Raw genomic sequence first — 24948 nt, 5'->3', positions numbered from 1 at the left:
TCCACTCACGCTTTATCTGTCGCCGCCGGCAAGGTGAATCCGGACACCGAGCGCCGCAGCTGACTGGCCATCTTCGCCAGGTTGCCGATGCTTTCGGCGGTGGCCGTGGAACCGGACGAGGTCTGCGAGGTGATCTGCTGGATCACGTTCATCGTCAGCGAGATCTGCCCGGCGGAAGACGTTTGCTGCTGCGCCGCGTTGGAGATGCTTTGAATCAGCGCCGCGAGGGTCTTCGACACACCTTCGATTTCTTCCAGGGCCACACCGGCATCCTGCGCCAGTCGCGCGCCGCGCACCACTTCGGTGGTGGTTTGCTCCATGGAAATCACGGCTTCGTTGGTGTCGGTCTGAATCGCCCGCACCAGAGTTTCGATCTGTCGCGTGGCAGCAGACGAGCGTTCGGCAAGGCGCTGCACTTCGTCCGCGACCACGGCAAACCCGCGCCCGGCATCACCGGCCATCGACGCCTGAATCGCCGCGTTGAGGGCGAGGATGTTGGTCTGGTCAGCGATGTCGTCGATCAGGCTGACGATGTCGCCGATTTCCTGCGACGACTCGCCGAGACGCTTGATGCGTTTGGCAGTGTCCTGGATCTGTTCGCGAATGTTGTCCATACCGTGGATGGTGTTGTGCACCACCTCGTTGCCCTTGTTGGCGATCTCCACGGAGCGCTCGGCGACTGCCGAAGATTCGGCGGCGTTGGCCGAGACCTGATCGATGGACTCGGCCATGTCGCTGATCGCCGTCGAGGCTTCGGAAATCTGCTGGGCCTGATGCTCCGAGGCCTGGGCCAGGTGCATCGCGGTGGCCTGGGTTTCCTGCACCGCTGCGGCGACCTGGCCGGCGGTGAGGTTGATGGTCGCAACCAGATCGCGCAGTTGGTCGACGGAGTAGTTGATCGAGTCGGCGATGGTGCCGGTGAAGTCTTCGGTCACCGAGGCGGTCACGGTGAGGTCGCCATCGGCGAGGTCTTCGATTTCATCGAGCAGACGCATGATCGCATTCTGATTGCGCTCGTTCTTCTCGGCGGTTTCGCGCAGTTGCCGATTGGTTTCCCGGACCATCACCAGACCGATGAGGATGATCGAGGCCAGCGCCAGCAAGCCCAAAACGTAGCCACCGATGGTGTCGGTGTTGCGCCCGCCGGCAAGGTTCTCAAAGCGAGTGGCCAGGTGCGAGGCTTCGTCGAGCAGGGTTTGCGAGAGGCTGAAAATGTTGCTCGCCGATTCACGCACCTTGAACAGCTCTGGCGAGGTCTCGAGGATTTCATCCACCGAGCCGGAAACGAACTGGAACAGCTCGGAGATTTCACTCAGGCGCGCACGGGCATCACGGTCCTCCACTTGGCTGATTTTCAGCGTCGGGTTGCCTTGCAGCATGCCGTTGAGCACTTGGCCGAAACGGGTGGCGTCGCGGCCAAAGGCATCGGCGGCTTGCTGCGAGTTTTCGTCGCCGGCGAGCACGGTGTTGACCGCGCCGAGAATGCGTTCAGCCAGCAACGACTGACGTTGGGCCATCGCCACTTGCGCGGCCGGTGCACCACGCTGAAGGAGGATTTCGACGACTTTTTCGTATTCGATCTGCAACTGCGGCACGGTTTCGGCCAGGGTCGCGGCGACCTGATGCAGCGACAGCACGGTCTGTTCGCTGGAGAGAATCGCGTCGGTATTTTTCAGCAGGCGTTCCCAGTCGAGCTGCACGGCGCGCATTTCCGGGCGCACGGTGGCCGGTGCTGGCGGCAGGCCAGTGGCCGGATCACCTTTTTTCAGGTAACCCCAGCGCTGGGCGAAATCGTTGCGCGCATCGCTGAGCAGCTTGAATGCGGCAGCCTTGCCGGCGGCGGCTTCGGTGGCGTTCTTGGCAATACGTTGCGAGAGCACGCGCAGTTCACCGGCGTGGCCGATGTACTGTTTGTCGTAGTTCGCCTGGGTGTTGAGGTACGCGAAGTTGGCGAACAGCAGCATGATGAACACGATCAGTGCGATGAACAGCACGATGATCTGCGAGCGACTGCGCGAGCCTTCCGCCGGCTTGCCTGTTTTTGCTTTTATCATCGGTCCTCGCCTGTTTGAAGCTCACCGGTAGAACCTGTAGGAGTGAGCCTGCTCGCGATTGAACGATAACGCGGTGTACTTGATACACCGCGGTGCCTGAATCGCGAGCAGGCTCACTCCTACAAGGGATCTTTGTTGTAACGGCTATATCGCGACGCTCATGAACACCGGGGATTTCGCCAACGCGAACAAGCTGAACACCCGCCAGTTCTGCTCACGGCGGAAATAGCCTTTGACGAACTCGGCCTTGGAGCCCTGACGCTTGCTGATCGAGATCGGTTCGAAGCTGTCCTGCTCGAAATGTTGCAAGCCAATAACCTCATCGACCATCAGCCCGGCAAACACATCGCCATGTTCTACCACCAACACCCGCCGCTGTTTACGCAACGGCGACAGCTCATGCCCGAAGAAACCGCACAGGTCCATGATCGGCAGCAGCCGCCCGCGCAGGTTAGCCACGCCCTTGACCCACGGCTTGACCCCGGGCAACTGAGTGAAGCGCGGTTCGTGCAGCACTTCGCTGACTTCGCCCATCGGCGCCACATACCAATGCTCGCCGAGGCGAAAGCCGATGCCGCTCCAGCGATCCTGCCGCGCCGGTTGCGACGGCAGGTCCGCCGCCAGCAAGCGGCAGCGCTGGTCGATTTGCCAGAGCAGTTCGAACGCGGTCAGCGATTCGCTCATGGTCGCGCGATCAGCCTTTGAGTACGTTGTTCAGGGTCTTGATCAGGGTGTCTTCGTCGACCGGTTTGGTCAGGTAGTCCTTGGCGCCCTGACGGGTGCCCCAGACCTTGTCGGTTTCCTGATCCTTGGTGGTGATGATGATCACCGGGATGTGGCTGGTGTCGGCATCCTTGGTCAACTGGCGGGTCGCCTGAAAACCGTTGAGGCCGGGCATGACGATGTCCATCAGCACGGCGTCGGGTTTTTCCTGACGGGCCAGGGCCACGCCATCGGCGCCGTTTTCGGCCTTCAACACTTCATGACCGTGCTTTTCCAGCATGCCGGTCAGTTTGTACATTTCAGTCGGCGAATCATCGACGATCAGGATACGTGCCATGGTTTTCCCCATTTTTCTTGTCGACGCGCGGCCCGCTGGCCGAGCGTCACTGTACGTGTCTTACTGCGGCAAAACGGCGGCGAAGCCCGGAACATGGGCCTGAATCGCGTTGAGCAGTTCTTCCTTGCTGAAAGGCTTGGTCAAAAATTGATCAGAACCGACAATCCGCCCCTTAGCCTTGTCGAACAGCCCGTCACGCGATGACAGCATGATCACCGGCGTGGCCTTGAACGCACTGTTGTTCTTGATTAAAGCGCAGGTCTGATAGCCATCCAGACGCGGCATCATGATGTCGACAAAAATGATCCCGGGATGGTTGTCGGCGATCTTCGCCAGGGCGTCGAAACCGTCGATCGCCGTGATCACTTCGCAACCGACATTCTTCAACAATGTTTCGGCGGTGCGACGAATCGTTTTCGAGTCGTCGATCACCATGACCTTCAAGGCGCTGGACTGCTGTTCCATAAGAGGGCTCTACCGTCGCCTTAGCGAATCAAATTGTCCGTTTTGCGATGACTGATGGCTGGAAACCCTTGATGCTCAAGGGCCAGCACGGCATGGCAGCCTTTTTAGCACAGTCTCCAGATGCAATCTATCGACGGGTTTTTCCTTGACCGAAAACCCGCCCGGCGCCACTCTGGCGGCACTTTTTCAATACCGATCCGGTAGCCAATTTTCGAGGAAAACCCAATGAGCGTTCGCGTCGGGATTGTCATGGACCCTATCGCCAGCATCTCCTATAAAAAGGATAGCTCGCTGGCCATGCTGCTGGCCGCGCAGAAGCGTGGCTGGGAACTGTTCTATATGGAACAGCGCGACCTGTATCAGGGCGAAGGTCAGGCCCGGGCGCGGATGAAGCCGCTGAAAGTCTTCGCCAACCCGGAAAAATGGTTCGAACTGGACGCCGAGCAGGACAACCTGCTGAGCGATCTCGACGTGATCCTGATGCGCAAGGATCCCCCGTTCGACATGGAGTTCGTTTACTCCACCTACCTGCTCGAACAGGCTGAAACCGCTGGCGTACTGGTGGTGAACAAGCCGCAGAGCCTGCGCGACTGCAATGAAAAGCTGTTCGCCACGCTGTTCCCGCAGTGCACGCCGCCAACCATCGTCAGCCGCCGCGCCGACGTGCTGCGCGAATTCGCCGCCAAACACGGCGACGTGATCCTCAAGCCGCTGGACGGCATGGGCGGTACTTCGATTTTCCGCCACCGCGCCGGTGATCCAAATCTGTCGGTGATTCTGGAAACCCTGACCGCCCTCGGTGGCCAGCAGATCATGGGCCAGGCTTACCTGCCAGCAATCAAGGACGGCGACAAACGCATCCTGATGATCGACGGCGAGCCGGTGGATTACTGCCTGGCGCGGATTCCGGCGCAGGGCGAAACCCGTGGCAACCTGGCTGCCGGTGGCCGTGGTGAAGCACGCCCGCTGACTGACAAGGATCGCTGGATTGCTGCTCAGGTCGGCCCGACCTTGCGTGAGAAAGGTCTGCTGTTCGTTGGCCTCGATGTGATCGGCGAAAGCCTCACCGAAATCAACGTCACCAGCCCGACCTGCATCCGTGAAATCGACAACGCCTTCGGCACCGACATTGGCGGCATGTTGATGGACGCGATCGCCAAGAAGCTGCAAGCCGCCGGCAAAATGCCACAAGCTTGATGCACGTCACATGCAGTCTGTCGCTTGAAGCGTGAAGCCCAAGGCGTGAAACCAACATTGCGTTATCATGCGCAGCCTCTGAAAAACGCGATGTTGGTTTTCTTGTCATGACCCTCCCGTCCGATCTGCCCGCAGAACTCGCCCACCGTGGCGTGCGCCCGGCCGATCGCCTCGGATTTACTCTGTTTCTTGCGGCGCTGATCCACTTGGCGCTGCTGCTCGGCATCGGCTTCACGATGGTCGAGCCCAAGCAAATCAGCAAAACCCTGGAAATCACCCTCGCCACCTTCAAGAGCGAAAAGAAGCCGGAGAAGGCTGACTTTCTCGCCCAAGAACATCAGGAAGGCAGCGGCACGCTGGACAAGAAGGCGATTCCGAAGACCACCGAGGTCGCGCCATTCCAGGACAATCAGGTCAAGAAAGTCACCCCGCCACCGGCCGCCAAGCCGCAAGTGCAGGAAGCCGCGCCCAAGGCTGCGGTGACCACCGTTGCGCCGAAGCCGAAAAAAGCACCGACCAAGAAAGAAGAAACCAAGACCGAGGTCAAACCGACGGTCGACGCACCGGAGTTCGATAGCTCGCAGCTGTCCAGCGACATCGCCAGCCTCGAAGCCGAACTGGCCAAGGAACAACAGCTGTACGCCAAGCGTCCGCGTATTCACCGCTTGAGCGCGGCGTCGACCATGCGCGACAAGGGTGCCTGGTACAAGGATGACTGGCGCAAGAAGGTCGAACGTATCGGCAACCTCAATTACCCCGAAGAAGCACGGCGCAAGCAGATCTACGGCAATCTGCGCCTGATGGTCTCGATCAACCGCGACGGTTCGCTGTATGAAGTGCTGGTGCTGGAGTCTTCCGGCCAGCCGCTGCTGGATCAGGCGGCGCAGCGCATTGTTCGACTGGCGGCACCGTTTGCCCCGTTTACCGGGGACTTGTCGGATATCGACCGTCTGGAAATCATTCGTACCTGGAAATTCGCCCGGGGCGACAAGCTCTCCAGCAACTGACACACCACAGCCCCCCTGTAGGAGTGAGCCTGCTCGCGATAGCGGTATGTCAGAACCTGAACATTTGACTGACACACCGCTATCGCGAGCAGGCTCACTCCTACAGTTGATCGGTGTGTTGCTTACATCTCCAGCTTGTCAGTTTGCCCCCCGAACGCCACACTAGCGCACATGAAAAACGTCAGCCCCAGCTACCTCAAGCATCAATTCCTGATCGCCATGCCACACATGGCCGACCCGAACTTTGCCCACACCTTGACCTACATCGTCGAGCACACGGCCAATGGCGCTATGGGAATTGTGGTCAACAGGCCGCAAGAGCTGAACCTGGCCGACATTCTTGAGCAACTGCGCCCGGACATCGACCCGCCAGCACTGTGCCAGCATGTACCGATCTTTATCGGCGGCCCGGTGCAGACCGATCGCGGTTTTGTCCTGCACCCGACGGGCAAGACCTTCCAGGCCACCGCGCAGCTGGACGGCGATCTGGCTCTGTCGACCTCGCAGGACGTGCTGTTCGCCATCGCTGACGGCGTCGGCCCGGCAAAAAGCCTGATTGCCCTCGGTTACGCCGGTTGGGAAGCCGGGCAACTGGAAGCGGAACTCGCCGACAACGCCTGGCTGAACTGCCCGTACGACGCCGATATCCTCTTCAACACCAGCAGCGAATTGCGCCTCGAAGCCGCAGCCAAGCACCTGGGGATCAACCTCAGCCTGCTGACCAGCCAGGCAGGACACGCCTGATGGCCCTGCGCCTGATTCTCGGCTTCGACTACGGCACCAAACAGATCGGCGTTGCCGTCGGCCAGGTCATCACCGGCCAAGCCCGCGAGCTGTGCACCTTGAAGGCACAGAACGGCGTGCCGGACTGGAACCAGGTCGAAGCTCTTATAAAAGAATGGAAACCCGACGCCGTCGTCGTCGGCCTGCCGCTGAACATGGACGGCACGCCAAGCGACATGTGCGTACGCGCAGAAAAATTCGCCCGCCGCCTCAATGGCCGCTTCAACCTGCCCTTCTATACCCACGACGAGCGCCTGACCACGTTCGAGGCCAAAGGCGAGCGCCTGGCCCGTGGCGGCCAGAAAGGCAGTTACCGCGACAACCCGGTGGACGCCATCGCTGCCGCTCTGCTGTTGCAGGGCTGGCTCGATGAAAACACTGCATTGTTTGAATCCTGACAAGCGCTTCGGCGCTTTTCTTTTGAGTGAAAAACCGAGTCGTGTCCAAGGACCCTACTCGCCCCCAACAAGGAGCAACCATGAGCCTGCCAAATCCCGCCGATCTGATCAGCCAGATGGCGACCCGCCTCAAGGCGCACCTTGCCCAGCGTGAGATCACTGAACCGCGTTACATCGGCATTCGCACTGGCGGCATCTGGGTCGCGCAGGCCTTGCTCAAGGAACTGGGCAGCGACGCGCCACTGGGCACGCTCGATGTGTCCTTTTACCGCGACGACTTCAGCCAGAACGGTCTGCACCCGCAAGTGCGCCCGTCCGCCCTGCCCTTCGAGATCGAAGGCCAGCATCTGGTGCTGATCGACGACGTATTGATGAGCGGCCGCACCATCCGCGCCGCCATGAACGAATTGTTCGACTACGGCCGCCCGGCCAGCGTGACCCTGGTCTGCCTGCTGGACCTCGACGCCGGCGAGCTGCCGATCCGCCCGAACGTGGTTGGCGCAACCTTGTCGCTGGCCGCCCACGAGCGGGTGAAGCTGTCCGGCCCCGAGCCGCTGACGCTCGAACTGCAAGACTTCAACCTTTAATCCGCCCTATTGAGAGTCCCCTTCGCGATGACGCCTCTAGATACCAAGCGCCCGCTGCAGCTCAATGATCAGGGCCAGCTGCGCCACTTCCTCTCGCTCGACGGCCTGCGCCGCGAGTTGTTGACGGAAATCCTCGACACTGCCGACTCGTTCCTCGAAGTCGGTGCCCGGGCGGTGAAGAAAGTCCCGTTGCTGCGCGGCAAAACCGTGTGCAACGTGTTCTTCGAAAACTCCACGCGCACCCGCACCACCTTCGAACTGGCGGCCCAGCGGCTGTCGGCGGACGTGATCACCCTGAACGTGTCGACCTCGTCGGCAAGCAAGGGCGAAACCCTGCTCGACACCTTGCGCAACCTTGAAGCCATGGCCGCCGACATGTTCGTCGTGCGCCACGGTGATTCCGGTGCAGCGCACTTCATCGCCGAGCATGTTTGCCCGCAAGTGGCGATCATCAACGGCGGCGACGGCCGTCACGCTCACCCGACGCAGGGCATGCTCGACATGCTCACCATCCGTCGGCACAAGGGCGGTTTCGAAAACCTCTCGGTGGCCATCGTCGGCGACATCCTGCACTCGCGGGTGGCGCGCTCGAACATGCTCGCGCTGAAGACCCTCGGTTGCCCGGACATCCGCGTGATCGCGCCGAAAACCCTGCTGCCGATCGGCATCGAGCAATACGGCGTGAAGGTCTACACCGACATGACCGAAGGCCTGAAAGACGTCGACGTGGTGATCATGCTGCGCCTGCAGCGTGAGCGCATGACCGGCGGCCTGTTGCCGAGCGAGGGCGAGTTCTACCGCCTGTTCGGCCTGACCACCGCGCGTCTGGCCGGGGCCAAACCCGATTGCATCGTCATGCACCCGGGGCCGATCAACCGCGGGGTGGAAATCGAGTCCGCCGTGGCCGACGGCCCGCACTCGGTGATCCTCAATCAGGTGACCTACGGCATCGCGATTCGTATGGCTGTGCTGTCCATGGCCATGAGCGGGCAAACGGCCCAGCGCCAATTCGAGCAGGAGAACGCCCAGTGAAGCTCAGCATTCTCGGCGCACGCGTCATCGATCCAAGCAGCGGCCTGGATCAAATCACCGACATTCACGTTGAAGCCTGCAAGATCGTCGCCCTCGGCGCGGCCCCAGCGGGTTTCACGGCAGTAGAAACCATTGATGCCCAAGGCCTTGTCGCTGCTCCGGGCCTCGTCGATCTGAATGTGGCCCTGCGCGAGCCGGGCTACAGCCGCAAAGGCTCAATCATCAGCGAAACCCGCGCTGCTGCGGCCGGTGGCGTGACCAGCCTGTGCTGCCCGCCGAAAACCAAACCGGTGCTCGACACCTCCGCCGTGGCCGAACTGATCCTCGACCGCGCGCGCGAAGCCGGCAACACCAAGGTGTTCCCGATTGGTGCGCTGAGCAAAGGTCTGGACGGCGAGCAACTGGCAGAACTGGTGGCGCTGCGCGACGCCGGTTGTGTGGCGTTCGGCAACGGTCTGGAGAGTTTCCGCAACACCCGCACCCTGTGCCGGGCGCTGGAATACGCGGCGACTTTCGACCTGACGGTGATTTTCAACTCGCAGGATCATGATCTGGCCGAGGGTGGTCTGGCCCATGAAGGCGCAGTAGCCAGTTTCCTCGGCTTGCCCGGGATTCCGGAAACCGCTGAAACCGTGGCATTGGCCCGTGATCTGCTGCTGGTCGAGCAGACCGGCGTGCGTGCGCACTTCAGCCAATTGACCAGCGCTCGCGGCGTTGCCTTGATCGCGCAGGCGCAGGCTCGCGGTTTGAAGGTAACGGCGGATGTGGCGTTGTATCAGCTGATTCTGACGGACGAAGCGCTGATCGACTTCAGCAGCCTGTATCACGTGCAGCCGCCGCTGCGTACGCGTGCTGACCGTGATGGCCTGCGTGAAGCAGTGAAGTCCGGCGTGGTGTCGGCGATTTCCAGCCATCACCAGCCGCACGAACGTGACGCCAAATTGGCACCGTTCGGCGCGACCGAACCGGGCATCAGCAGTGTTGAGCTGTTGCTGCCATTGGCGATGACGCTGGTGGAGGATGGCTTGCTGGATCTGCCGACCTTGCTGGCGCGTTTGAGCGCTGGCCCGGCTGAAGCGCTGCGCTTGCCGGCGGGCAAACTGGCGGTGGGAGGGGCGGCGGATATCGTCCTGTTCGATCCGCAGGCTTCGACGGTGGCCGGTGAAGGCTGGTTGTCGAAGGGTGAGAATTGCCCGTTCATTGGGCACACTTTGCCGGGTGTGGTTCGCTACACGCTGGTGGATGGGCGGATCAGTCACCAGGCTTGATACCGGGTTGAGCCGATCGCGAGCAGGCTCCCTCCCACATTGGATCTGTGAACGACACGAATCCCCTGTGGGAGCGAGCCTGCTCGCGAAGCTTTACTGGAAGGCGCCTCTGCCTTCAGCGTTACGCACCGACACCTGATCATTCAGCGTCCAGAAGTCATACAGCACCCCCAGAAAGAACAACCCGCCCGTCAGCAGATAAATCAGTCCGCTGATCCATTTCCCCTGATACATCCGGTGCACACCCAATGCTCCGAGAAACGTCAGCAGAATCCACGCCACGTTGTATTCGATCGGCCCTGCGGTAAAACGCAGATCCGCCTCGCGATCCATCGCCGGGATCAGGAACAGGTCGATCAACCAGCCAATCCCCAGCAGACCGAAGGTGAAGAACCAGATCGTCCCGGTCACTGGCTTGCCGTAATAGAAGCGGTGAGCGCCGGTAAAACCGAAAATCCACAGCAGATAGCCGATGACTTTGCTGTGTGTATCTTGCGGCTGTGCAATTTGTTGATAGCGGTTCATGAAGACCTCGATTCACACGATAGATAAATATTCTTGAATTCTTTGTGACTTTTTTACAGGTAGCCGACGTACGGCAAATGTTACCGTTGCTACCGTCAAAGCCTTATAGCACCTGACTTCTGTCCGACAATTGCGTCCATTTGCCGCTTATTTGGTTCCGTTGGCTGCCAACTGAATCGACCAACGGACTCGGAATGAAAAAAAACTCTGTTATAAAGTTGCGCGCTATCACTGAAGAGCCACGCCTAATGCGACCATTTTTCAAGACATGGCTGACCATCTGCCTATTAATGCCACTGGCCGCCCACGCCACCAATCGTGAGCAACGTCTTCCTAACGTTAACGGCTTTACTCCTAAATCCCATGCTTCGGCTCCATCGAGCAAAAGCAGCAAAAGCAAAACCACCACGCTGAGCAGCAAGAGCCACAACAAGCTGGTGCCACCGATGGCGAGCAAGGAAAGCAGCAACGTGCTGAGCCGTGCGGTAAACGTCCTCGGTACGCCTTATCGTTGGGGCGGCAGCAGCCCAAGTAAAGGCTTCGATTGCAGCGGTCTGGTGAAATACGCGTTCAACGACGCCACGTTCGACCTGCCACGCACCTCGAATGCCATGGCCAGCGGCCACGGCGAGAAAGTCGAACGCAAGGATCTGAAGCCGGGCGACCTGATTTTCTTCAACATCAAGAGCCGTCGGGTCAACCACGTTGCCATCTACCTGGGCAACGACCGCTTCATCCACGCACCGCGTCGTGGCAAAGCGGTGAGCATCGACACGCTGAACAAGCCGTACTGGCAGCAGCACTACGTGGTGGCCAAGCGTGTGTTGCCGAAAGAACAGAGCCAGCTGCGCGTGGTTCAGCGCTAACACCAACCGATCGTTCCCACGCTCCGCGTGGGAATGCCTCAATGGACGCTCCGCGTCCGCTTCGGCAGGGACGCAGAGCGTCCCGGGCTGCATTCCCACGCAGAGCGTGGGAACGATCACTCCCTCAGAAATTATCCGGTGTACGCGCCTTCTCCCGCGCATGCTCGCGGCTGATCAAGCCCTTGGTCACCAGATCCTTCAGGCACATGTCCAGTGTCTGCATGCCCAACGACCCACCGGTCTGAATTGCCGAATACATCTGCGCGACCTTGTCCTCACGGATCAGGTTACGGATCGCCGACGTCCCCAGCATGATCTCGTGGGCCGCCACGCGCCCGCCGCCGATCTTCTTGATCAGCGTCTGCGAGACTACCGCCAGTAGCGACTCCGACAGCATCGAACGCACCATCGACTTCTCGTCACCGGGGAATACGTCGACCACCCGGTCAATGGTTTTCGCCGCTGAGGTGGTGTGCAGCGTGCCGAACACCAGATGCCCGGTTTCCGCAGCGGTCAACGCCAGGCGAATGGTTTCCAGGTCACGCATCTCGCCGACCAGGATCACATCCGGGTCTTCACGTAGCGCCGAGCGCAAAGCGGTGGCGAAACTGCGGGTATCACGATGGACTTCACGTTGATTGATCAGGCATCTGCGCGATTCGTGAACGAATTCGATCGGGTCTTCAATGGTGAGGATGTGGTGATGCCGGTGGGTATTGAGGTAATCGATCATCGCCGCCAGCGTGGTCGACTTGCCCGAACCGGTCGGCCCGGTGACCAGCACCAGCCCGCGCGGGGCGTCGGTGATCTTGCGAAAGACATCGCCCATGCCGAGGTCGTCCATGCTCAGCACTTTCGACGGAATGGTCCGAAACACCGCGCCGGCACCACGGTTCTGGTTGAAAGCGTTAACTCGAAAACGCGCGACACCGGGGACTTCGAAAGAAAAGTCGGTTTCCAGATGTTTCTCGAAGTCGACCCGCTGGGTGTCGTTCATGATGTCGTAGATCAATTCGTGCACTTGCTTGTGATCCAGCGCCGGCAGATTGATCCGCCGCACATCGCCATCGACACGGATCATCGGCGGCAGACCGGCCGACAGGTGCAGGTCGGAAGCTCCCTGTTTGGCGCTGAAGGCCAGCAGTTCAGTGATATCCATAGCGCTCCTCAAATTCCAGTAGAATGCCGCGAACCTTCAGACCGCCGGCGCCTCTTGATGTCCACGATAGCAGACAACATTCTTCAGGTTGGTTCGCGCATCCAGGCAGCAGCCAACGCTGCGAACCGCGACGAAAACAGCATTCAGTTGCTCGCCGTGAGCAAAACCAAACCCGCCGAGGCGTTGCGCGAAGCGTATGCCGCCGGCCTGCGTGACTTTGGTGAGAACTACCTGCAGGAAGCTTTGGGCAAACAGCTCGAACTGGCCGACCTGCCCTTGATCTGGCACTTCATCGGCCCCATTCAATCGAACAAGACTCGTGCGATTGCCGAGCATTTCGACTGGGTGCACTCCGTGGATCGCCTGAAAATCGCTCAACGCTTGTCCGAACAGCGCCCGGCTGAACTGCCGCCGCTGAACATCTGCATTCAGGTCAATGTCAGCGGTGAAGCCAGTAAATCCGGCTGCACCCCGGCGGATCTGCCGGCGCTGGCCGAAGCCATCAGCGCCCTGCCTCGGCTGAAGCTGCGCGGCTTGATGGCAATTCCCGAGCCAACCGAAGATCGCGCCGAGCAGGACGCGGCCTTCGCCGCCGTGCAGAAATTGCAGGCAAGCCTCGATCTGCCGCTCGACACACTTTCCATGGGCATGAGCCACGACCTCGAGTCGGCCATTGCCCAAGGCGCCACTTGGGTGCGTATCGGTACGGCCCTGTTCGGCGCCCGCGATTATTCCCAATCTTGAACGATTCCAGATAAGGACCACACATGAGCAACACACGTATTGCGTTTATCGGTGCGGGCAACATGGCGGCCAGTCTGATTGGCGGCCTCCGTGCCAAGGGGCTGGAAGCCGGGCAGATCCGTGCCAGCGACCCCGGTGAAGAAACCCGCACCAAAGTCAGCGCCGAACACGGCATCGAAACCTTTGCCGATAACGCCCAGGCCATCGACGGCGTCGATGTGATCGTGCTGGCGGTCAAGCCGCAGGCGATGAAAGCCGTGTGCGAAGCGATTCGCCCGAGCCTGAAACCGAATCAACTGGTGGTGTCGATTGCCGCTGGTATCACCTGCGCGAGCATGACCGCGTGGTTGGGCGAACAGCCGATCGTGCGCTGCATGCCGAACACCCCGGCGCTGCTGCGTCAGGGTGTCAGCGGTTTGTATGCGACCAGCGAAGTGACCGCCGAACAACGTCAGCAAGCCGAAGAGCTGCTGTCCGCCGTGGGCATTGCCCTGTGGCTGAATGAAGAACAGCAACTGGACGCGGTCACTGCGGTTTCCGGTTCCGGCCCGGCGTACTTCTTCCTGCTGATCGAAGCCATGACCGCTGCCGGCGTCAAACTCGGCCTGCCGAAGGACATCGCTGAACAACTGACTCTGCAGACCGCCTTGGGCGCCGCACACATGGCGGTTTCCAGCGATGTCGACGCCGCCGAACTGCGCCGTCGCGTGACTTCGCCAAACGGCACAACCGAAGCCGCGATCAAATCATTCCAGGCCAATGGCTTTGAAGCCCTGGTCGAAACCGCACTCGGCGCCGCCGCGCACCGCTCGGCCGAAATGGCCGAACAACTGGGCAAATAAGGAGCCTTACATGATTGGATTGAACACTGCAGCGGTTTACGTGCTGCAAACCCTCGGCAGTCTGTATTTGCTGATCGTGCTGCTGCGCTTCGTTCTGCAACTGGTACGGGCGAACTTCTACAACCCGCTGTGCCAGTTCATCGTCAAAGCCACCCAGCCGCTGCTCAAGCCACTGCGCCGGATCATCCCGAGCCTGTTCGGCCTCGACATGTCGTCGCTGGTCTTGGCGATTCTGGTGCAACTGGCGCTGATGGCGCTGACCCTGCTGCTGACTTACGGCACCACCGGTAACCCGCTGCAACTGGTGATCTGGTCGCTGATCGGGGTGACCGCGCTGTTCCTGAAGATCTTCTTCTTCGCCCTGATCATCAGCGTGATCCTCTCGTGGGTCGCGCCGGGCAGCCACAATCCGGGGGCTGAACTGGTTAATCAGATCTGCGAACCGGCATTGGCGCCGTTCCGCAAAATCCTGCCGAATCTCGGCGGTCTGGATCTGTCGCCGATCTTCGCCTTCCTGGCGCTGAAGCTGATCGACATGCTGGTGATCAACAATCTGGCGGCGATGACGATGATGCCGGAAATCCTCCGTCTGCTGATGTGAGCTGGTTTCGATGGGACGGTGACGACTTGATCCTCGAGTGTCACCTGCAACCGGCAGCCCGCAGCGATGACTTCGCCGGGCTGCACGGCGATCGTCTGAAGATTCGGCTGACTGCGCCGCCGGTCGAGGGCAAGGCCAATGCTCACCTGATGGGCTTTCTGGCCAAGGCATTTGGCGTTTCGAAGAGCCAGGTCAGTTTGCTCAGTGGTGAGTTGAACCGGCAGAAGCGGGTGAAGATCTGCTCGCCGAAGAAGTTGCCGGATTTGCCTGGGTTGGTTGGGCGCTTGTCTTGAGTTTCGCGGCGTCTGTGCCCCTCACCCCAGCCCTCTCCCCCTGGAGAGGGAGCCGATCTATGCTGTTCTCAAAGCTTGAGTTCGACTCGATATCCCACGTCGGCGTATCTCGAACATCCACCCCAGTCAGCCCCCACTTCCTCCGTGAGAGGGAGCCGATTTTGGTGGTTTTCAAGGCCTGAGTTCGACTCGATAGATCAGGTCGGCGTAACTCAAAAGAACACCTCGGTCGGTTCCCTCTACCTCTGGGATAGGGCTAGGGTGAGGGCCGCTTGCCGCTAACCCCCCCGGTCTTTAGACTTACGCCTCATTTCAACGAGAGCAGGGTCGATGCCAACTGCCTTTCCCCCCGATTCTGTTGGTCTGGTGACGCCGCAAACCGCGCACTTCAGCGAACCGCTAGCGCTGGCCTGTGGCCGTTCGCTGGCCGCCTATGACCTGATCTACGAAACCTACGGCACGCTGAACGCGCAAGCGAGCAACGCCGTACTGATTTGCCACGCCTTGTCCGGTCACCACCACGCCGCTGGCTATCACAGCGTCGACGACCGTAAACCCGGTTGGTGGGACAGCTGCATCGGCCCCGGCAAACCGATCGACACCAACAAGTTCTTCGTGGTCAGCCTGAATAATCTGGGCGGCTGCAACGGCTCCACCGGCCCGAGCAGCATCAACCCGGAGACCGGCAAACCGTTCGGCGCCGACTTCCCGGTACTCACCGTGGAAGACTGGGTGCACAGCCAGGCTCGCCTCGCTGATCTGCTCGGCATCGGCCAGTGGGCGGCGGTGATCGGCGGTAGCCTGGGCGGCATGCAGGCGTTGCAATGGACCATCACTTACCCGGATCGCGTGCGGCACTGCCTGGCCATCGCCTCGGCACCGAAGCTGTCGGCGCAGAACATCGCCTTCAACGAAGTCGCCCGCCAGGCGATCCTGACGGACCCGGAATTCCACGGCGGTTCGTTCCAGGAAGCCGGCGTGATCCCCAAGCGCGGTTTGATGCTCGCACGCATGGTCGGCCACATCACTTACCTGTCCGACGATTCCATGGGCGAGAAATTCGGCCGTGGCCTGAAGAGCGAGAAGCTCAACTACGACTTCCACAGTGTCGAATTCCAGGTCGAAAGCTACCTGCGTTATCAGGGCGAAGAGTTCTCCGGACGCTTCGACGCCAACACCTATCTGTTGATGACCAAGGCGCTGGACTACTTCGATCCGGCGGCGAACTTCGACGATAACCTGGCAAAAACCTTCGAAAACGCCACGGCCAAATTCTGCGTGATGTCGTTCACCACCGACTGGCGCTTCTCTCCGGCCCGCTCGCGGGAGCTGGTGGATGCGTTGATGGCGGCGCGCAAGGACGTCAGCTATCTGGAGATCGATGCGCCGCAGGGCCACGACGCCTTCCTGATTCCGATCCCGCGCTACTTGCAGGCGTTCGGCAATTACATGAACCGCATCACGCTGTGAGAAAGCCATGAGAGCTGATCTGGAAATCATCCAGGAATGGATCCCCGCCGGCAGCCGCGTCCTCGACTTGGGCTGCGGTGACGGCGAGTTGCTGACCTGGTTGCGCGACAACAAGAACGTCACCGGTTATGGCCTGGAAAACGACGCCGACAACATCGCCGAGTGCGTGGCCAAAGGCGTCAACGTTATCGAGCAGGATCTGGACAAGGGGTTGGGCAACTTCGCCAGCAACAGTTTCGACATCGTCGTCATGACCCAGGCCCTGCAAGCCGTGCACTACCCGGACAAGATCCTCGACGAAATGCTCCGGGTCGGTCGCCAATGCATCATCACCTTCCCGAACTTCGGTCACTGGCGCTGCCGCTGGTACCTGGCGAGCAAGGGCCGCATGCCGGTCTCCGAGTTTCTGCCGTACACCTGGTACAACACGCCGAACATCCACTTCTGCACCTTCGAAGACTTTGAAGAACTTTGCCGCGAACGTGATGCAAAGGTCATTGATCGGCTTGCCGTGGATCAACAGCACCGCCACGGGTGGGCCAGTAAGCTATGGCCTAATCTGTTAGGTGAGATCGGTATCTACCGCGTCAGCAGCCCGCAGCTTGCAGACCACAAAGTCGCGGTCTGAATCCCGTCATTTCGAGGAGACGATCATGGGTCGTTTAGCGTTGTTGTTATTGACTGCCTGCCTGAGCGCCAGCGCTCTGGCGGCCGACGTCATCAAGGGCGAACGCAAGGAAACCTTTGGCGACGTCACGGTGCACTACAACACCTTCAACTCGACGTTCCTGCAACCGGACATCGCCAAGGCCGCGGAGCTGATCCGCAGCAAGCATCAGGGCGTGATCAATGTCTCGGTAATCAAGGACGGCAAACCGTTGATCGCCAACGTCACCGGCACGGTCAAAGACTTGACCAGCAACAGCGTGCCGCTGAATTTCCGCCAGATCACCGAACAGGGCGCGATCTACTACATCGCCCAGTATCCGGTGGAACAGCAGGAAACCCGCACCTTTGAAATCAAGGTGCAGAACGGCGACAAGATCAACACCATCAATTTCAACCAAGAACTCTTTCCCGGCGAATGATGAACATCAAGCAGCTCGTACTGGCCAGCCATAACGCCGGCAAACTCAAAGAACTCCAGGCCATGCTCGGCGACTCGGTGCAACTGCGCTCGATTGGCGAGTGGAGCAAGGTCGAGCCGGAAGAAACCGGCTTGTCGTTCGTCGAGAACGCGATCCTCAAGGCGCGCAATGCCGCACGCATTTCCGGTTTGCCGGCGCTGGCCGATGATTCCGGTCTGGCGGTGGATTTCCTCGGCGGTGCGCCGGGCATCTATTCGGCGCGCTATGCCGATGGCAAAGGCGATGCGGCGAACAACGCGAAACTGCTCGATGCCTTGAAAGACGTCCCGGAAGCAGAACGCGGCGCGCAGTTCGTCTGCGTATTGGCGCTGGTGCGCCACGCCGATGATCCGCTGCCAATCCTCTGCGAAGGCCTGTGGCACGGACGGATTCTGACCGCTGCCAGTGGCGAACACGGTTTCGGTTATGACCCGCTGTTCTGGGTGCCGGAGCGCGATGTGTCCAGCGCCGAACTGAGCCCGGCCGACAAGAACCAGATCAGCCACCGCGCCCGAGCAATGGATCTGCTGCGCCAGCGTCTGGGCTTGAAATGACCCGTGACTCTTCTGCGTCGTCGCTGATTGTCGGCGGCGCCGCCTCCTCGCCTCGGGCGCCCTTGCCGACGCTACCGCCCCTGGCGTTGTACATCCACATCCCGTGGTGTGTGCGCAAATGCCCGTATTGCGATTTCAACTCGCACACCGCCAGCCCGGTGTTGCCGGAGCAGGAATACGTCGACGCCTTGCTGGCCGACCTCGATCAGGATCTGCACGCTGTTTACGGCCGCGAAATCAGCTCGATCTTCTTTGGTGGCGGCACGCCGAGCCTGTTCAGCGCCGAAGCCCTTGGGCGTTTACTCGAAGGCGTCGAGCAGCGCATTCCGTTTGCCGGTGACATCGAAATCACCCTGGAAGCCAATCCGGGCACCTTCGAGCAGGAGAAGTTCGTCGCGTACCGCAAGCTGGGGATCAATCGCCTGTCGATCGGTATCCAGAGCTTCCAGCAGGAAAAACTCAAGGCGCTGGGGCGGATTCACAACGGTGACGAAGCGGTACGTGCGGCCGGCATGGCGCGTCAGGCCGGGTTCGATAACTTCAACCTCGACTTGATGCACGGTTTGCCCGATCAATCGCTGGACGATGCCTTGAGCGATCTGCGTCAGGCCATCGCGCTGAATCCGACGCACATCTCCTGGTATCAGCTGACACTGGAACCGAACACCGTGTTCTGGAACCAGCCGCCAGTGCTGCCGGAGGACGATACGCTGTGGGACATTCAGGAAGCCGGGCAGGCGCTGCTGGCCGAGCACGGTTACGCGCAATACGAAGTGTCGGCTTATGCCCTGGCCGGGCGCCCGGCGCGGCATAACCTCAATTACTGGAGTTTTGGCGACTTCATCGGCATTGGCGCCGGTGCGCATGGCAAGCTGAGCCATCCGGACGGACGCATCGTGCGTACCTGGAAGACCCGTTTGCCAAAGGACTACCTGAATCCGGCGAAAAGCTTTCAGGCTGGCGAAAAAGCGCTGAGCAATGACGAGATGCCGTTCGAGTTTCTGATGAACGCTTTGCGCCTGACCGCAGGCGTCGAATCGCGCCTGTATCCGCAGCGCACTGGCCTGTCACTGGAAAGCCTCGCCGAGGGCCGGGCAGCGGCAGAACAAAGCGGTCTGTTGCAGGTCGAACCGTCACGTCTGGCGGCCACCGAGCGCGGACAGCTGTTCCTCAACGATTTGCTGCAACAATTTCTGAACTGATTTCAGTGCTAAGGGAAAACGCATGGATTTGATACTCGACCTGCTCGCCACCGTCTCCCGCTGGAGCCGCAGCAACCTCTCGGAAATCGCCCTGGCGCTGGTCGGCTGCCTGCTGGTGCTGTTCGGCGCTGACTTCAAAGGCTGGGTCGAGCAACGCCTGGGCAGCATCGCCGGCGCCTTGCGCGTACCGCTGATGTCGCTGCTGTGCGTGATCGGCAGCGGCGCGGCGCTGATCTACGCCACGCCGTGGGTGGTCAAGGGTTTGAGCCAGTTCAACAACTACAGCCTGGCGCCGGTGCTGCTGGTGGTACTGGTGCTGATCGGCGTGGTTGCTGATCGCCGCTGACTTGCCAGCCGATTGAGCGTTCCTACGCTTCGCGTGGGAACGATCAGATCAAAAGATCGCAGCGTGCCGCAGCTCCTACAGCGCGTGGTTCTTCCTTTTTTACTGTTAGTCAGGGACGTTCATGAGTAAAAAAACGCTGGACGAGACAAGCAAGTTTCTCAGCTTCGTGTTGCGTCACGAGCCTCAAGCGATTGGTCTTACGCTGGATTCGGATGGCTGGGCAGATATCGACGCACTGATTAATGGCGCTGCGCGTGACGGTCGTAACCTCGATCGCGATTTGATTGAAACGGTGGTGGCAAGTAGCGACAAAAAGCGTTTTGCGATTTCTACTGACGGCTTGTGCATCCGCGCTGTTCAGGGCCACTCGACGAAGACTGTCGAGTTGCAGTTCGACGAGAAACCCCCACCGCAAACGCTGTATCACGGCACCGCGACGCGTTTTCTCGATTCGATCAATGAACAAGGTTTGATCCCTGGATCACGCCATCACGTGCATCTTTCGGAAGAGATCGCCACTGCCACTTCCGTAGGTCAACGCTACGGCAGCGTAGTGGTCCTCGCAGTCGCCACCAAGCAGATGCAGGAAGAAGGCTTCAAGTTCTATCAGGCCGAAAATGGCGTCTGGTTGACAGAGCAGGTGCCCGCTCGATTTCTTGCGCCCCTGTAATCTCCTAATACACAAACAACTGTGAGAGCGAACCTGTTCGCGAAGGCGTCTTAACATCCAACAACATCGTTGATTGTCAGACCGCTTTCGCGAGCAGGCTCGCTCCCACTATTGGGCCTTGGTTCAATGACTCTTCGATAAGCGGCTCTGCGCCTGAAGGATCGCCTTGAGGCCAACGGAATCCTTGCAGCCCAGCGCTATCGCTTTATCGAAGTGTTCGATATTGCCGCTGTCGCGCATATCGCTGCCGTTCACACGAGTCAACGCGAGTATGTAGTAGGCCTCAGCCCGAAACTGGTCTTCGGACAATACCAAGCCAGCTGCGCGGGCGCGCATGGCGGCCATCGGCCCGACCTTGCCGGCAGGCGCCCCGTGTTCTTCGAAACACAGCGAACGTTTGGCCTGCAACGGATAGTCGTCAGCATGCGTATCAGGCTTGAGCAGCAACTGCTCGAGAGACTGCAAGAATTTCAAATGATCAGGATTTTGCGCATCAAATCGTTCATACGCTTTGTCGCACAAATGGTAATAGCCCACCGCAGCCGCTAACAATCCATCATCCATGGCCCGCTGATAAAGACCACAGGTCTGTAAGCGCGTCTGCTCGGAAAACATCGGGTTGTCCTGCAGGCTGGCCAGAACATAGGTGGCCAGCGTGTGCCCGCCGCCCGACGCATGCTTGAGGTTGTCCACAAGAGCCTCGAGATCACCTTCGGCAACGCGCAACTGTTCAGGGGTGTATTGCACGCTTTCCCCGGCGGCCTCACGCTTGATCCGGTCATTGGCGTCGCGCTCGATCTTTGCCGCCGTTCTCTGCGCACTCGCGAAGTATTCCTCGGGGCTGACTACCCGTTCGCACGCTGCGCAACAAATGAGACCCAGAACCAGCGTGCAGGCAAAAATGGCTTTCAAGATTTGTCGTCCTTTACAAATGGGGGCCTCGAGCTTTCGGCGGATCATAGCCAAACTTGAGCAAACTCCAGAAACAACTGTAGGAGCTGCGGCACGCTGCGATCTTTTGATCTTGAAAACCAGGATCAAAAAATCGCAGCGTGCCGCAGCTCCTACAGGGGGGTATTGCCTAGGACTCAGGACTGTTTTTCGAACTTCAGATCCCACACGCCATGGCCAAGACGTTCGCCGCGGCGTTCGAACTTGGTGATCGGGCGTTCGGCCGGGCGCGGTACGCACTTGCCGTCTTCGGCGAGGTTGCGGTAGCCCGGGGCGACGTTCATCACTTCCAGCATGTATTCGGCGTACGGTTCCCAGTCGGTGGCCATGTGCAGAATGCCGCCGACCTTCAACTTGCTGCGCACCAGTTCAGCGAACGAGGCCTGAACGATACGACGCTTGTGGTGACGGCTCTTGTGCCACGGGTCCGGGAAAAACAGCATCAGGCGATCGAGGCTGTTGTCGGCGATGCAGCGGTTGAGCACTTCGATCGCGTCGCAATCGTAGACCCGCAGGTTGGTCAGGCCCTGAGTCAGCACGCCATTGAGCAGCGCGCCGACACCCGGACGGTGCACTTCAACGCCGATGAAATCCTGCTCCGGTGCCGCCGCGGCCATTTCCAGCAGCGAGTGGCCCATGCCGAAACCGATCTCCAGCGAGCGCGGTGCCGAACGGCCGAACACTTGATCGTAATCCACCGGCGCGTCGGCCAGCGGCAGCACGTACAGCGGCGCGCCCTGATCCAGACCGCGTTGCTGGCCTTCGGTCATGCGCCCGGCGCGCATCACGAAACTCTTGATGCGGCGGTGTTGGCGCTCGTCGCCTTCTTCCGTCTGGATAGGCGTGTCGTTCGATTCAGTCATCAATGGCTCTTACTTGATCAGACCATCCAGCGGCGAAGAGGCGCTGGCATAGAGTTTTTTCGGCATACGGCCAGCGAGGTAGGCCAGACGGCCTGCAACGATGGCGTGTTTCATGGCTTCAGCCATCATCACCGGCTGCTGGGCGTGGGCGATGGCCGAGTTCATCAGCACCGCATCGCAACCCAGTTCCATGGCGATGGTCGCGTCGGAGGCAGTACCGACACCGGCATCGACAAGCACAGGAATCTTGGCTTCTTCGAGGATGATCTGCAGGTTGTACGGATTGCAGATCCCTAGGCCGGAACCGATCAGGCCGGCCAGCGGCATCACTGCGATGCAGCCGATTTCCGCGAGTTGCCGGGCGATGATCGGGTCATCGCTGGTGTAGACCATCACGTCAAAACCTTCCTTGACCAGCGTTTCCGCGGCTTTGAGGGTTTCGATGACGTTCGGGAACAGGGTCTTCTGGTCAGCCAGCACTTCCAGCTTCACCAGGTTGTGGCCGTCGAGCAGCTCACGGGCCAGGCGGCAGGTGCGCACGGCTTCGATGGCGTCGTAGCAACCGGCGGTGTTCGGCAGGAAGGTGTAGCGCTCCGGCGACAGCACATCGAGCAGGTTCGGCTCGCCCTCGATCTGGCCCAGGTTGGTGCGGCGCACGGCGAAGGTGACGATCTCGGCACCCGAGGCTTCGATGGCCTGACGGGTTTCTTCCATGTCACGGTACTTGCCGGTACCAACCAGCAAACGCGACTGGTAAGTACGACCGGCCAGAACAAAAGGCTTGTCGCTACGAACGATGCTCATGGGGAATCCTCTTTAGGGGTGAGGGTCTTGCAGAATTCTGTGCCCGTACGGGCCGCCCGGTCAGCCGCCGCCGATGGCGTGCACGACTTCGACGTTGTCGCCGTCGTTGAGCGTGGTGACGGCATGCTGGCTGCGCGGGACGATATCCAGATTGAGTTCGACTGCCACTCGACGTCCGGTCAGTTCCAGACGAGTGATCAGGGCCGCAACGGTCTCGCCGTCGGGCAGTTCAAGGGATTCACCGTTCAACTGAATGCGCATGCGCAACGCCGCCATCATTTTTAGGGGCAGGCATTCTAGCCCGATCATGACCTAAAGGTCAGCACCAAGCGTCAAGCGGTTGGTTGCAAGCGCCAGGCGGCCAGCCCGAGGCAAACCCAACCGGCCAGAAATGCCAGGCCACCGAACGGGGTGATGATGCCAAGCTTGCTGATACCGGTCATGGTCAGCACGTACAGGCTGCCGGAGAACAGCAGGATGCCGGCGGCGAACGACACGCCAGCCCAAGCAACCAGTCGCCCTTGTATCTGCGTGGCCAACAGCGCCACACCGAACAGTGCCAGGGTGTGCACCAATTGATAGGTAACGCCGGTGTGGAAAATCGCCAGATACTCCGGCGTCAGGCGGTTTTTCAGACCATGGGCAGCGAATGCGCCCAAAGCGACTCCGGTGAAACCGAAAAAAGCGGCCAGCATCAAAAAGCCACGCAGCATGGGGAACTCCAGTCAGACTCGATCGGCAGGGTCTGTATAATGGCCCGCTCCACGGGTTCGGCCAAGCCATCTCTATGCTGCGTACTATTTTCCGTCGTCTCACGAAGGCCCTGCTCTGGTTCGCGGGCGGCAGCGTATTGCTGGTGCTGGTGTTTCGCTTCGTGCCGCCGCCGGGCACGGCGCTGATGGTCGAGCGCAAGGTCGAATCCTGGGTCGATGGCGAGCCGATTGATCTGCAGCGAACCTGGAAGCCGTGGGACGAGATCTCCGATGATCTCAAGGTAGCGGTGATGGCTGGCGAGGATCAGAAATTTCCTGAGCACTGGGGTTTTGACTTCAGTGCGATCCAGGCAGCGCTGGCCCACAACGAACTCGGCGGTTCAATTCGCGGCGCCAGCACCTTGAGTCAGCAAGTGTCGAAGAACCTGTTTCTCTGGGCCGGTCGCAGTTATCTGCGTAAAGGTCTGGAGGCGTGGTTTACCGCGCTGATCGAAGTGTTCTGGCCCAAGCAGCGGATTCTTGAGGTGTACCTGAACAGCGTCGAGTGGGGTGACGGGGTGTTTGGTGCCGAGGCTGCGGCCCGCCATCACTTTGGCGTGAGCGCGAAGTCGCTGTCCCGGCAGCAGGCGAGTTATCTGGCTGCCGTACTGCCAAACCCACGCGTCTGGAGTGCCAGCCATCCGACCGCTTATGTGTCGCGTCGGGCCGGGTGGATTCGGCAGCAGATGAGTCAGTTGGGTGGGGATAGTTATTTGCTGGGGCTGAATGATTCTCGGCGGGCGCCTTGGTCTCGATAACACCGAGGATCTAAATGTAGGAGTGAGCCTGCTCGCGATAGCGGTCCATCAGTGACGGCAATGCTGACTGTCACACCGCTATCGCGAGCAGGCTCACTCCTACATTGGTTTGTGGCGAAGCAGAAATGAAAACGCCCCGATCATCGCTGATCGGGGCGTTTTTTATTGCCTGCTCGCCGGTTAGGCGGCGATCGACAACTTGAGCTTGTTCATCGCGCTCTTCTCGAGCTGACGGATCCGCTCGGCCGACACGTTGTACTTCTGCGCCAGGTCGTGCAGCGTGGCTTTCTCTTCTGCCAGCCAGCGCTGGTAGAGGATGTCGCGGCTGCGTTCGTCCAGCACTTCCAGTGCTTCGTGCAGGTTGCTGTTGGAGTTGTCGCTCCAGTCGGCATCTTCCAGTTGACGCGCCGGGTCGTACCGGTGGTCTTCCAGGTAATTGGCCGGCGACTGGAAAGCGCTGTCGTCGTCGGCTTCAGCAGCCGGGTCGAAGGCCATGTCATGGCCGGTCAGGCGACTTTCCATCTCGCGCACTTCACGCGGCTCGACGCCGAGGCTTTCCGCCACACGGTG

32 protein-coding genes are annotated in these 24948 nt (G+C 60.2%); 20 read left to right on the top strand and 12 right to left on the bottom strand.

The annotated features are described in order from the left end of the window. Positions 1-5: 5 nt before the first annotated feature. The 4 genes from ACIPIZ_RS18765 to pilG all read right to left on the bottom strand — a co-directional run bounded on the left by ACIPIZ_RS18765 (position 6) and on the right by pilG (position 3579). A complete protein-coding gene (locus ACIPIZ_RS18765; protein WP_401166636.1) occupies positions 6-2054 on the bottom strand; it encodes a methyl-accepting chemotaxis protein in 2049 nt (682 codons plus the stop codon). A gap of 144 nt (positions 2055-2198) precedes the next feature. Beyond that, positions 2199-2738: a chemotaxis protein CheW gene (locus tag ACIPIZ_RS18760; protein ID WP_007913675.1), complete on the bottom strand. Its 540-nt coding sequence runs from the start codon at positions 2736-2738 to the stop codon at positions 2199-2201. Positions 2739-2748: 10 nt separating this feature from the next. Beyond that, positions 2749-3114, bottom strand: coding sequence for a twitching motility response regulator PilH (gene pilH, locus ACIPIZ_RS18755; protein ID WP_007913674.1), 366 nt, complete (start codon positions 3112-3114; stop codon positions 2749-2751). Positions 3115-3174: 60 nt separating this feature from the next. Continuing rightward, positions 3175-3579 carry a twitching motility response regulator PilG gene (gene pilG, locus ACIPIZ_RS18750; protein WP_007913673.1) on the bottom strand — a complete coding sequence of 135 codons (405 nt, stop codon included), beginning with the start codon at positions 3577-3579 and terminating at the stop codon, positions 3175-3177. 225 nt (positions 3580-3804) lie between these two features. On the opposite strand from pilG, the gene gshB reads away from it, so the two are divergent. The 7 genes from gshB (at position 3805) to ACIPIZ_RS18715 (ending at position 9851) form a co-directional block, all read left to right on the top strand. Next, positions 3805-4776: a glutathione synthase gene (gshB, locus tag ACIPIZ_RS18745; protein WP_038358804.1), complete on the top strand. Its 972-nt coding sequence runs from the start codon at positions 3805-3807 to the stop codon at positions 4774-4776. A gap of 107 nt (positions 4777-4883) precedes the next feature. Next, positions 4884-5783 carry an energy transducer TonB gene (locus ACIPIZ_RS18740; RefSeq protein ID WP_122855240.1) on the top strand — a complete coding sequence of 300 codons (900 nt, stop codon included), beginning with the start codon at positions 4884-4886 and terminating at the stop codon, positions 5781-5783. Between the two features lie 171 nt (positions 5784-5954). Further along, positions 5955-6527, top strand: a complete 573-nt coding sequence (locus tag ACIPIZ_RS18735) for a YqgE/AlgH family protein (protein WP_105704571.1) — start codon at positions 5955-5957, stop codon at positions 6525-6527. Next, positions 6527-6964: a Holliday junction resolvase RuvX gene (ruvX, locus tag ACIPIZ_RS18730; RefSeq protein WP_064589634.1), complete on the top strand. Its 438-nt coding sequence runs from the start codon at positions 6527-6529 to the stop codon at positions 6962-6964. The genes ACIPIZ_RS18735 and ruvX overlap by 1 nt, the downstream gene beginning before the upstream one ends. A gap of 80 nt (positions 6965-7044) precedes the next feature. After that, complete coding sequence (gene pyrR / locus ACIPIZ_RS18725) at positions 7045-7551, top strand: bifunctional pyr operon transcriptional regulator/uracil phosphoribosyltransferase PyrR (protein ID WP_034153653.1); 507 nt, start codon at positions 7045-7047, stop codon at positions 7549-7551. A 27-nt stretch (positions 7552-7578) separates the two neighbouring features. Next, positions 7579-8583, top strand: coding sequence for an aspartate carbamoyltransferase catalytic subunit (locus ACIPIZ_RS18720; protein ID WP_007913665.1), 1005 nt, complete (start codon positions 7579-7581; stop codon positions 8581-8583). Continuing rightward, positions 8580-9851: a dihydroorotase gene (locus tag ACIPIZ_RS18715; protein ID WP_102901326.1), complete on the top strand. Its 1272-nt coding sequence runs from the start codon at positions 8580-8582 to the stop codon at positions 9849-9851. Before ACIPIZ_RS18720 ends, ACIPIZ_RS18715 begins: the two co-directional genes overlap by 4 nt. Positions 9852-9944: 93 nt before the next feature. On the opposite strand, the gene ACIPIZ_RS18710 is transcribed toward ACIPIZ_RS18715, so the two are convergent. Continuing rightward, the gene (locus ACIPIZ_RS18710) at positions 9945-10358 is read right to left on the bottom strand and encodes a TM2 domain-containing protein (RefSeq protein ID WP_161806643.1); all 414 of its coding nucleotides are present in this window, start codon (positions 10356-10358) and stop codon (positions 9945-9947) included. A gap of 266 nt (positions 10359-10624) precedes the next feature. Here ACIPIZ_RS18710 and ACIPIZ_RS18705 point away from each other — a divergent pair, with 266 nt between their 5' ends. Beyond that, positions 10625-11242: a C40 family peptidase gene (locus tag ACIPIZ_RS18705; protein ID WP_253481499.1), complete on the top strand. Its 618-nt coding sequence runs from the start codon at positions 10625-10627 to the stop codon at positions 11240-11242. A gap of 124 nt (positions 11243-11366) precedes the next feature. Here ACIPIZ_RS18705 and ACIPIZ_RS18700 read toward each other — a convergent pair whose 3' ends face one another. Continuing rightward, positions 11367-12401: a type IV pilus twitching motility protein PilT gene (locus ACIPIZ_RS18700; protein ID WP_105704575.1), complete on the bottom strand. Its 1035-nt coding sequence runs from the start codon at positions 12399-12401 to the stop codon at positions 11367-11369. Between the two features lie 57 nt (positions 12402-12458). Between ACIPIZ_RS18700 and ACIPIZ_RS18695 the strand changes: the two genes are divergently transcribed. The 11 genes from ACIPIZ_RS18695 (at position 12459) to ACIPIZ_RS18645 (ending at position 20250) form a co-directional block, all read left to right on the top strand. After that, entirely contained in the window at positions 12459-13145 is a 687-nt protein-coding gene (locus ACIPIZ_RS18695) for a YggS family pyridoxal phosphate-dependent enzyme (protein ID WP_105704576.1), read from the top strand. 23 nt (positions 13146-13168) lie between these two features. Then, entirely contained in the window at positions 13169-13987 is an 819-nt protein-coding gene (gene proC / locus ACIPIZ_RS18690; RefSeq protein ID WP_064388078.1) for a pyrroline-5-carboxylate reductase, read from the top strand. A gap of 10 nt (positions 13988-13997) precedes the next feature. Beyond that, positions 13998-14588, top strand: coding sequence for a YggT family protein (locus ACIPIZ_RS18685; protein WP_064388077.1), 591 nt, complete (start codon positions 13998-14000; stop codon positions 14586-14588). Then, positions 14585-14881, top strand: coding sequence for a DUF167 domain-containing protein (locus tag ACIPIZ_RS18680; protein ID WP_401166628.1), 297 nt, complete (start codon positions 14585-14587; stop codon positions 14879-14881). Before ACIPIZ_RS18685 ends, ACIPIZ_RS18680 begins: the two co-directional genes overlap by 4 nt. Positions 14882-15211: 330 nt before the next feature. Next, a complete protein-coding gene (locus tag ACIPIZ_RS18675) occupies positions 15212-16351 on the top strand; it encodes a homoserine O-acetyltransferase (protein ID WP_007913641.1) in 1140 nt (379 codons plus the stop codon). 7 nt (positions 16352-16358) lie between these two features. Then, a complete protein-coding gene (gene metW, locus ACIPIZ_RS18670) occupies positions 16359-16979 on the top strand; it encodes a methionine biosynthesis protein MetW (RefSeq protein WP_095121520.1) in 621 nt (206 codons plus the stop codon). Positions 16980-17004: 25 nt separating this feature from the next. Beyond that, on the top strand, positions 17005-17439 hold the full coding sequence (locus tag ACIPIZ_RS18665; RefSeq protein ID WP_064388074.1) for a DUF4426 domain-containing protein: 435 nt from the start codon (positions 17005-17007) through the stop codon (positions 17437-17439). Continuing rightward, entirely contained in the window at positions 17436-18032 is a 597-nt protein-coding gene (rdgB, locus tag ACIPIZ_RS18660) for an RdgB/HAM1 family non-canonical purine NTP pyrophosphatase (RefSeq protein WP_064116272.1), read from the top strand. The genes ACIPIZ_RS18665 and rdgB overlap by 4 nt, the downstream gene beginning before the upstream one ends. Next, positions 18029-19234, top strand: a complete 1206-nt coding sequence (gene hemW, locus ACIPIZ_RS18655; RefSeq protein WP_401166623.1) for a radical SAM family heme chaperone HemW — start codon at positions 18029-18031, stop codon at positions 19232-19234. The genes rdgB and hemW overlap by 4 nt, the downstream gene beginning before the upstream one ends. Before the next feature lie 22 nt (positions 19235-19256). After that, positions 19257-19580 (top strand): DUF3392 domain-containing protein, encoded by a 324-nt coding sequence (locus ACIPIZ_RS18650; RefSeq protein ID WP_064116274.1) that lies wholly within the window; start codon positions 19257-19259, stop codon positions 19578-19580. A 121-nt stretch (positions 19581-19701) separates the two neighbouring features. Then, positions 19702-20250: an RNA 2'-phosphotransferase gene (locus ACIPIZ_RS18645; RefSeq protein WP_253481493.1), complete on the top strand. Its 549-nt coding sequence runs from the start codon at positions 19702-19704 to the stop codon at positions 20248-20250. 123 nt (positions 20251-20373) lie between these two features. Here the strand turns inward: ACIPIZ_RS18645 and ACIPIZ_RS18640 are convergent, their stop codons facing one another. The 5 genes from ACIPIZ_RS18640 to ACIPIZ_RS18620 all read right to left on the bottom strand — a co-directional run bounded on the left by ACIPIZ_RS18640 (position 20374) and on the right by ACIPIZ_RS18620 (position 23581). Then, positions 20374-21162, bottom strand: a complete 789-nt coding sequence (locus ACIPIZ_RS18640; RefSeq protein WP_401166619.1) for a hypothetical protein — start codon at positions 21160-21162, stop codon at positions 20374-20376. A gap of 176 nt (positions 21163-21338) precedes the next feature. Beyond that, on the bottom strand, positions 21339-22064 hold the full coding sequence (gene trmB / locus ACIPIZ_RS18635) for a tRNA (guanosine(46)-N7)-methyltransferase TrmB (protein WP_064388069.1): 726 nt from the start codon (positions 22062-22064) through the stop codon (positions 21339-21341). Positions 22065-22073: 9 nt separating this feature from the next. Then, the gene (locus ACIPIZ_RS18630; RefSeq protein WP_007913621.1) at positions 22074-22868 is read right to left on the bottom strand and encodes a thiazole synthase; all 795 of its coding nucleotides are present in this window, start codon (positions 22866-22868) and stop codon (positions 22074-22076) included. 60 nt (positions 22869-22928) lie between these two features. Then, a complete protein-coding gene (gene thiS / locus ACIPIZ_RS18625; RefSeq protein ID WP_161806642.1) occupies positions 22929-23129 on the bottom strand; it encodes a sulfur carrier protein ThiS in 201 nt (66 codons plus the stop codon). Positions 23130-23200: 71 nt separating this feature from the next. Continuing rightward, positions 23201-23581, bottom strand: a complete 381-nt coding sequence (locus ACIPIZ_RS18620; protein ID WP_064388068.1) for a DUF423 domain-containing protein — start codon at positions 23579-23581, stop codon at positions 23201-23203. A gap of 74 nt (positions 23582-23655) precedes the next feature. Here ACIPIZ_RS18620 and mtgA point away from each other — a divergent pair, with 74 nt between their 5' ends. Next, on the top strand, positions 23656-24378 hold the full coding sequence (gene mtgA, locus ACIPIZ_RS18615) for a monofunctional biosynthetic peptidoglycan transglycosylase (protein WP_401166614.1): 723 nt from the start codon (positions 23656-23658) through the stop codon (positions 24376-24378). A 180-nt stretch (positions 24379-24558) separates the two neighbouring features. Here mtgA and ACIPIZ_RS18610 read toward each other — a convergent pair. After that, positions 24559-24948: sigma-70 family RNA polymerase sigma factor (locus tag ACIPIZ_RS18610; protein WP_401166611.1), on the bottom strand; the 390-nt coding region annotated here is incomplete at its 5' end.

It is taken from the genome of Pseudomonas sp. NPDC087690 (genome assembly GCF_044743175.1).
Lineage (GTDB): Bacteria > Pseudomonadota > Gammaproteobacteria > Pseudomonadales > Pseudomonadaceae > Aquipseudomonas.
This window is presented reverse-complemented; position numbering and strand designations above follow the sequence as displayed.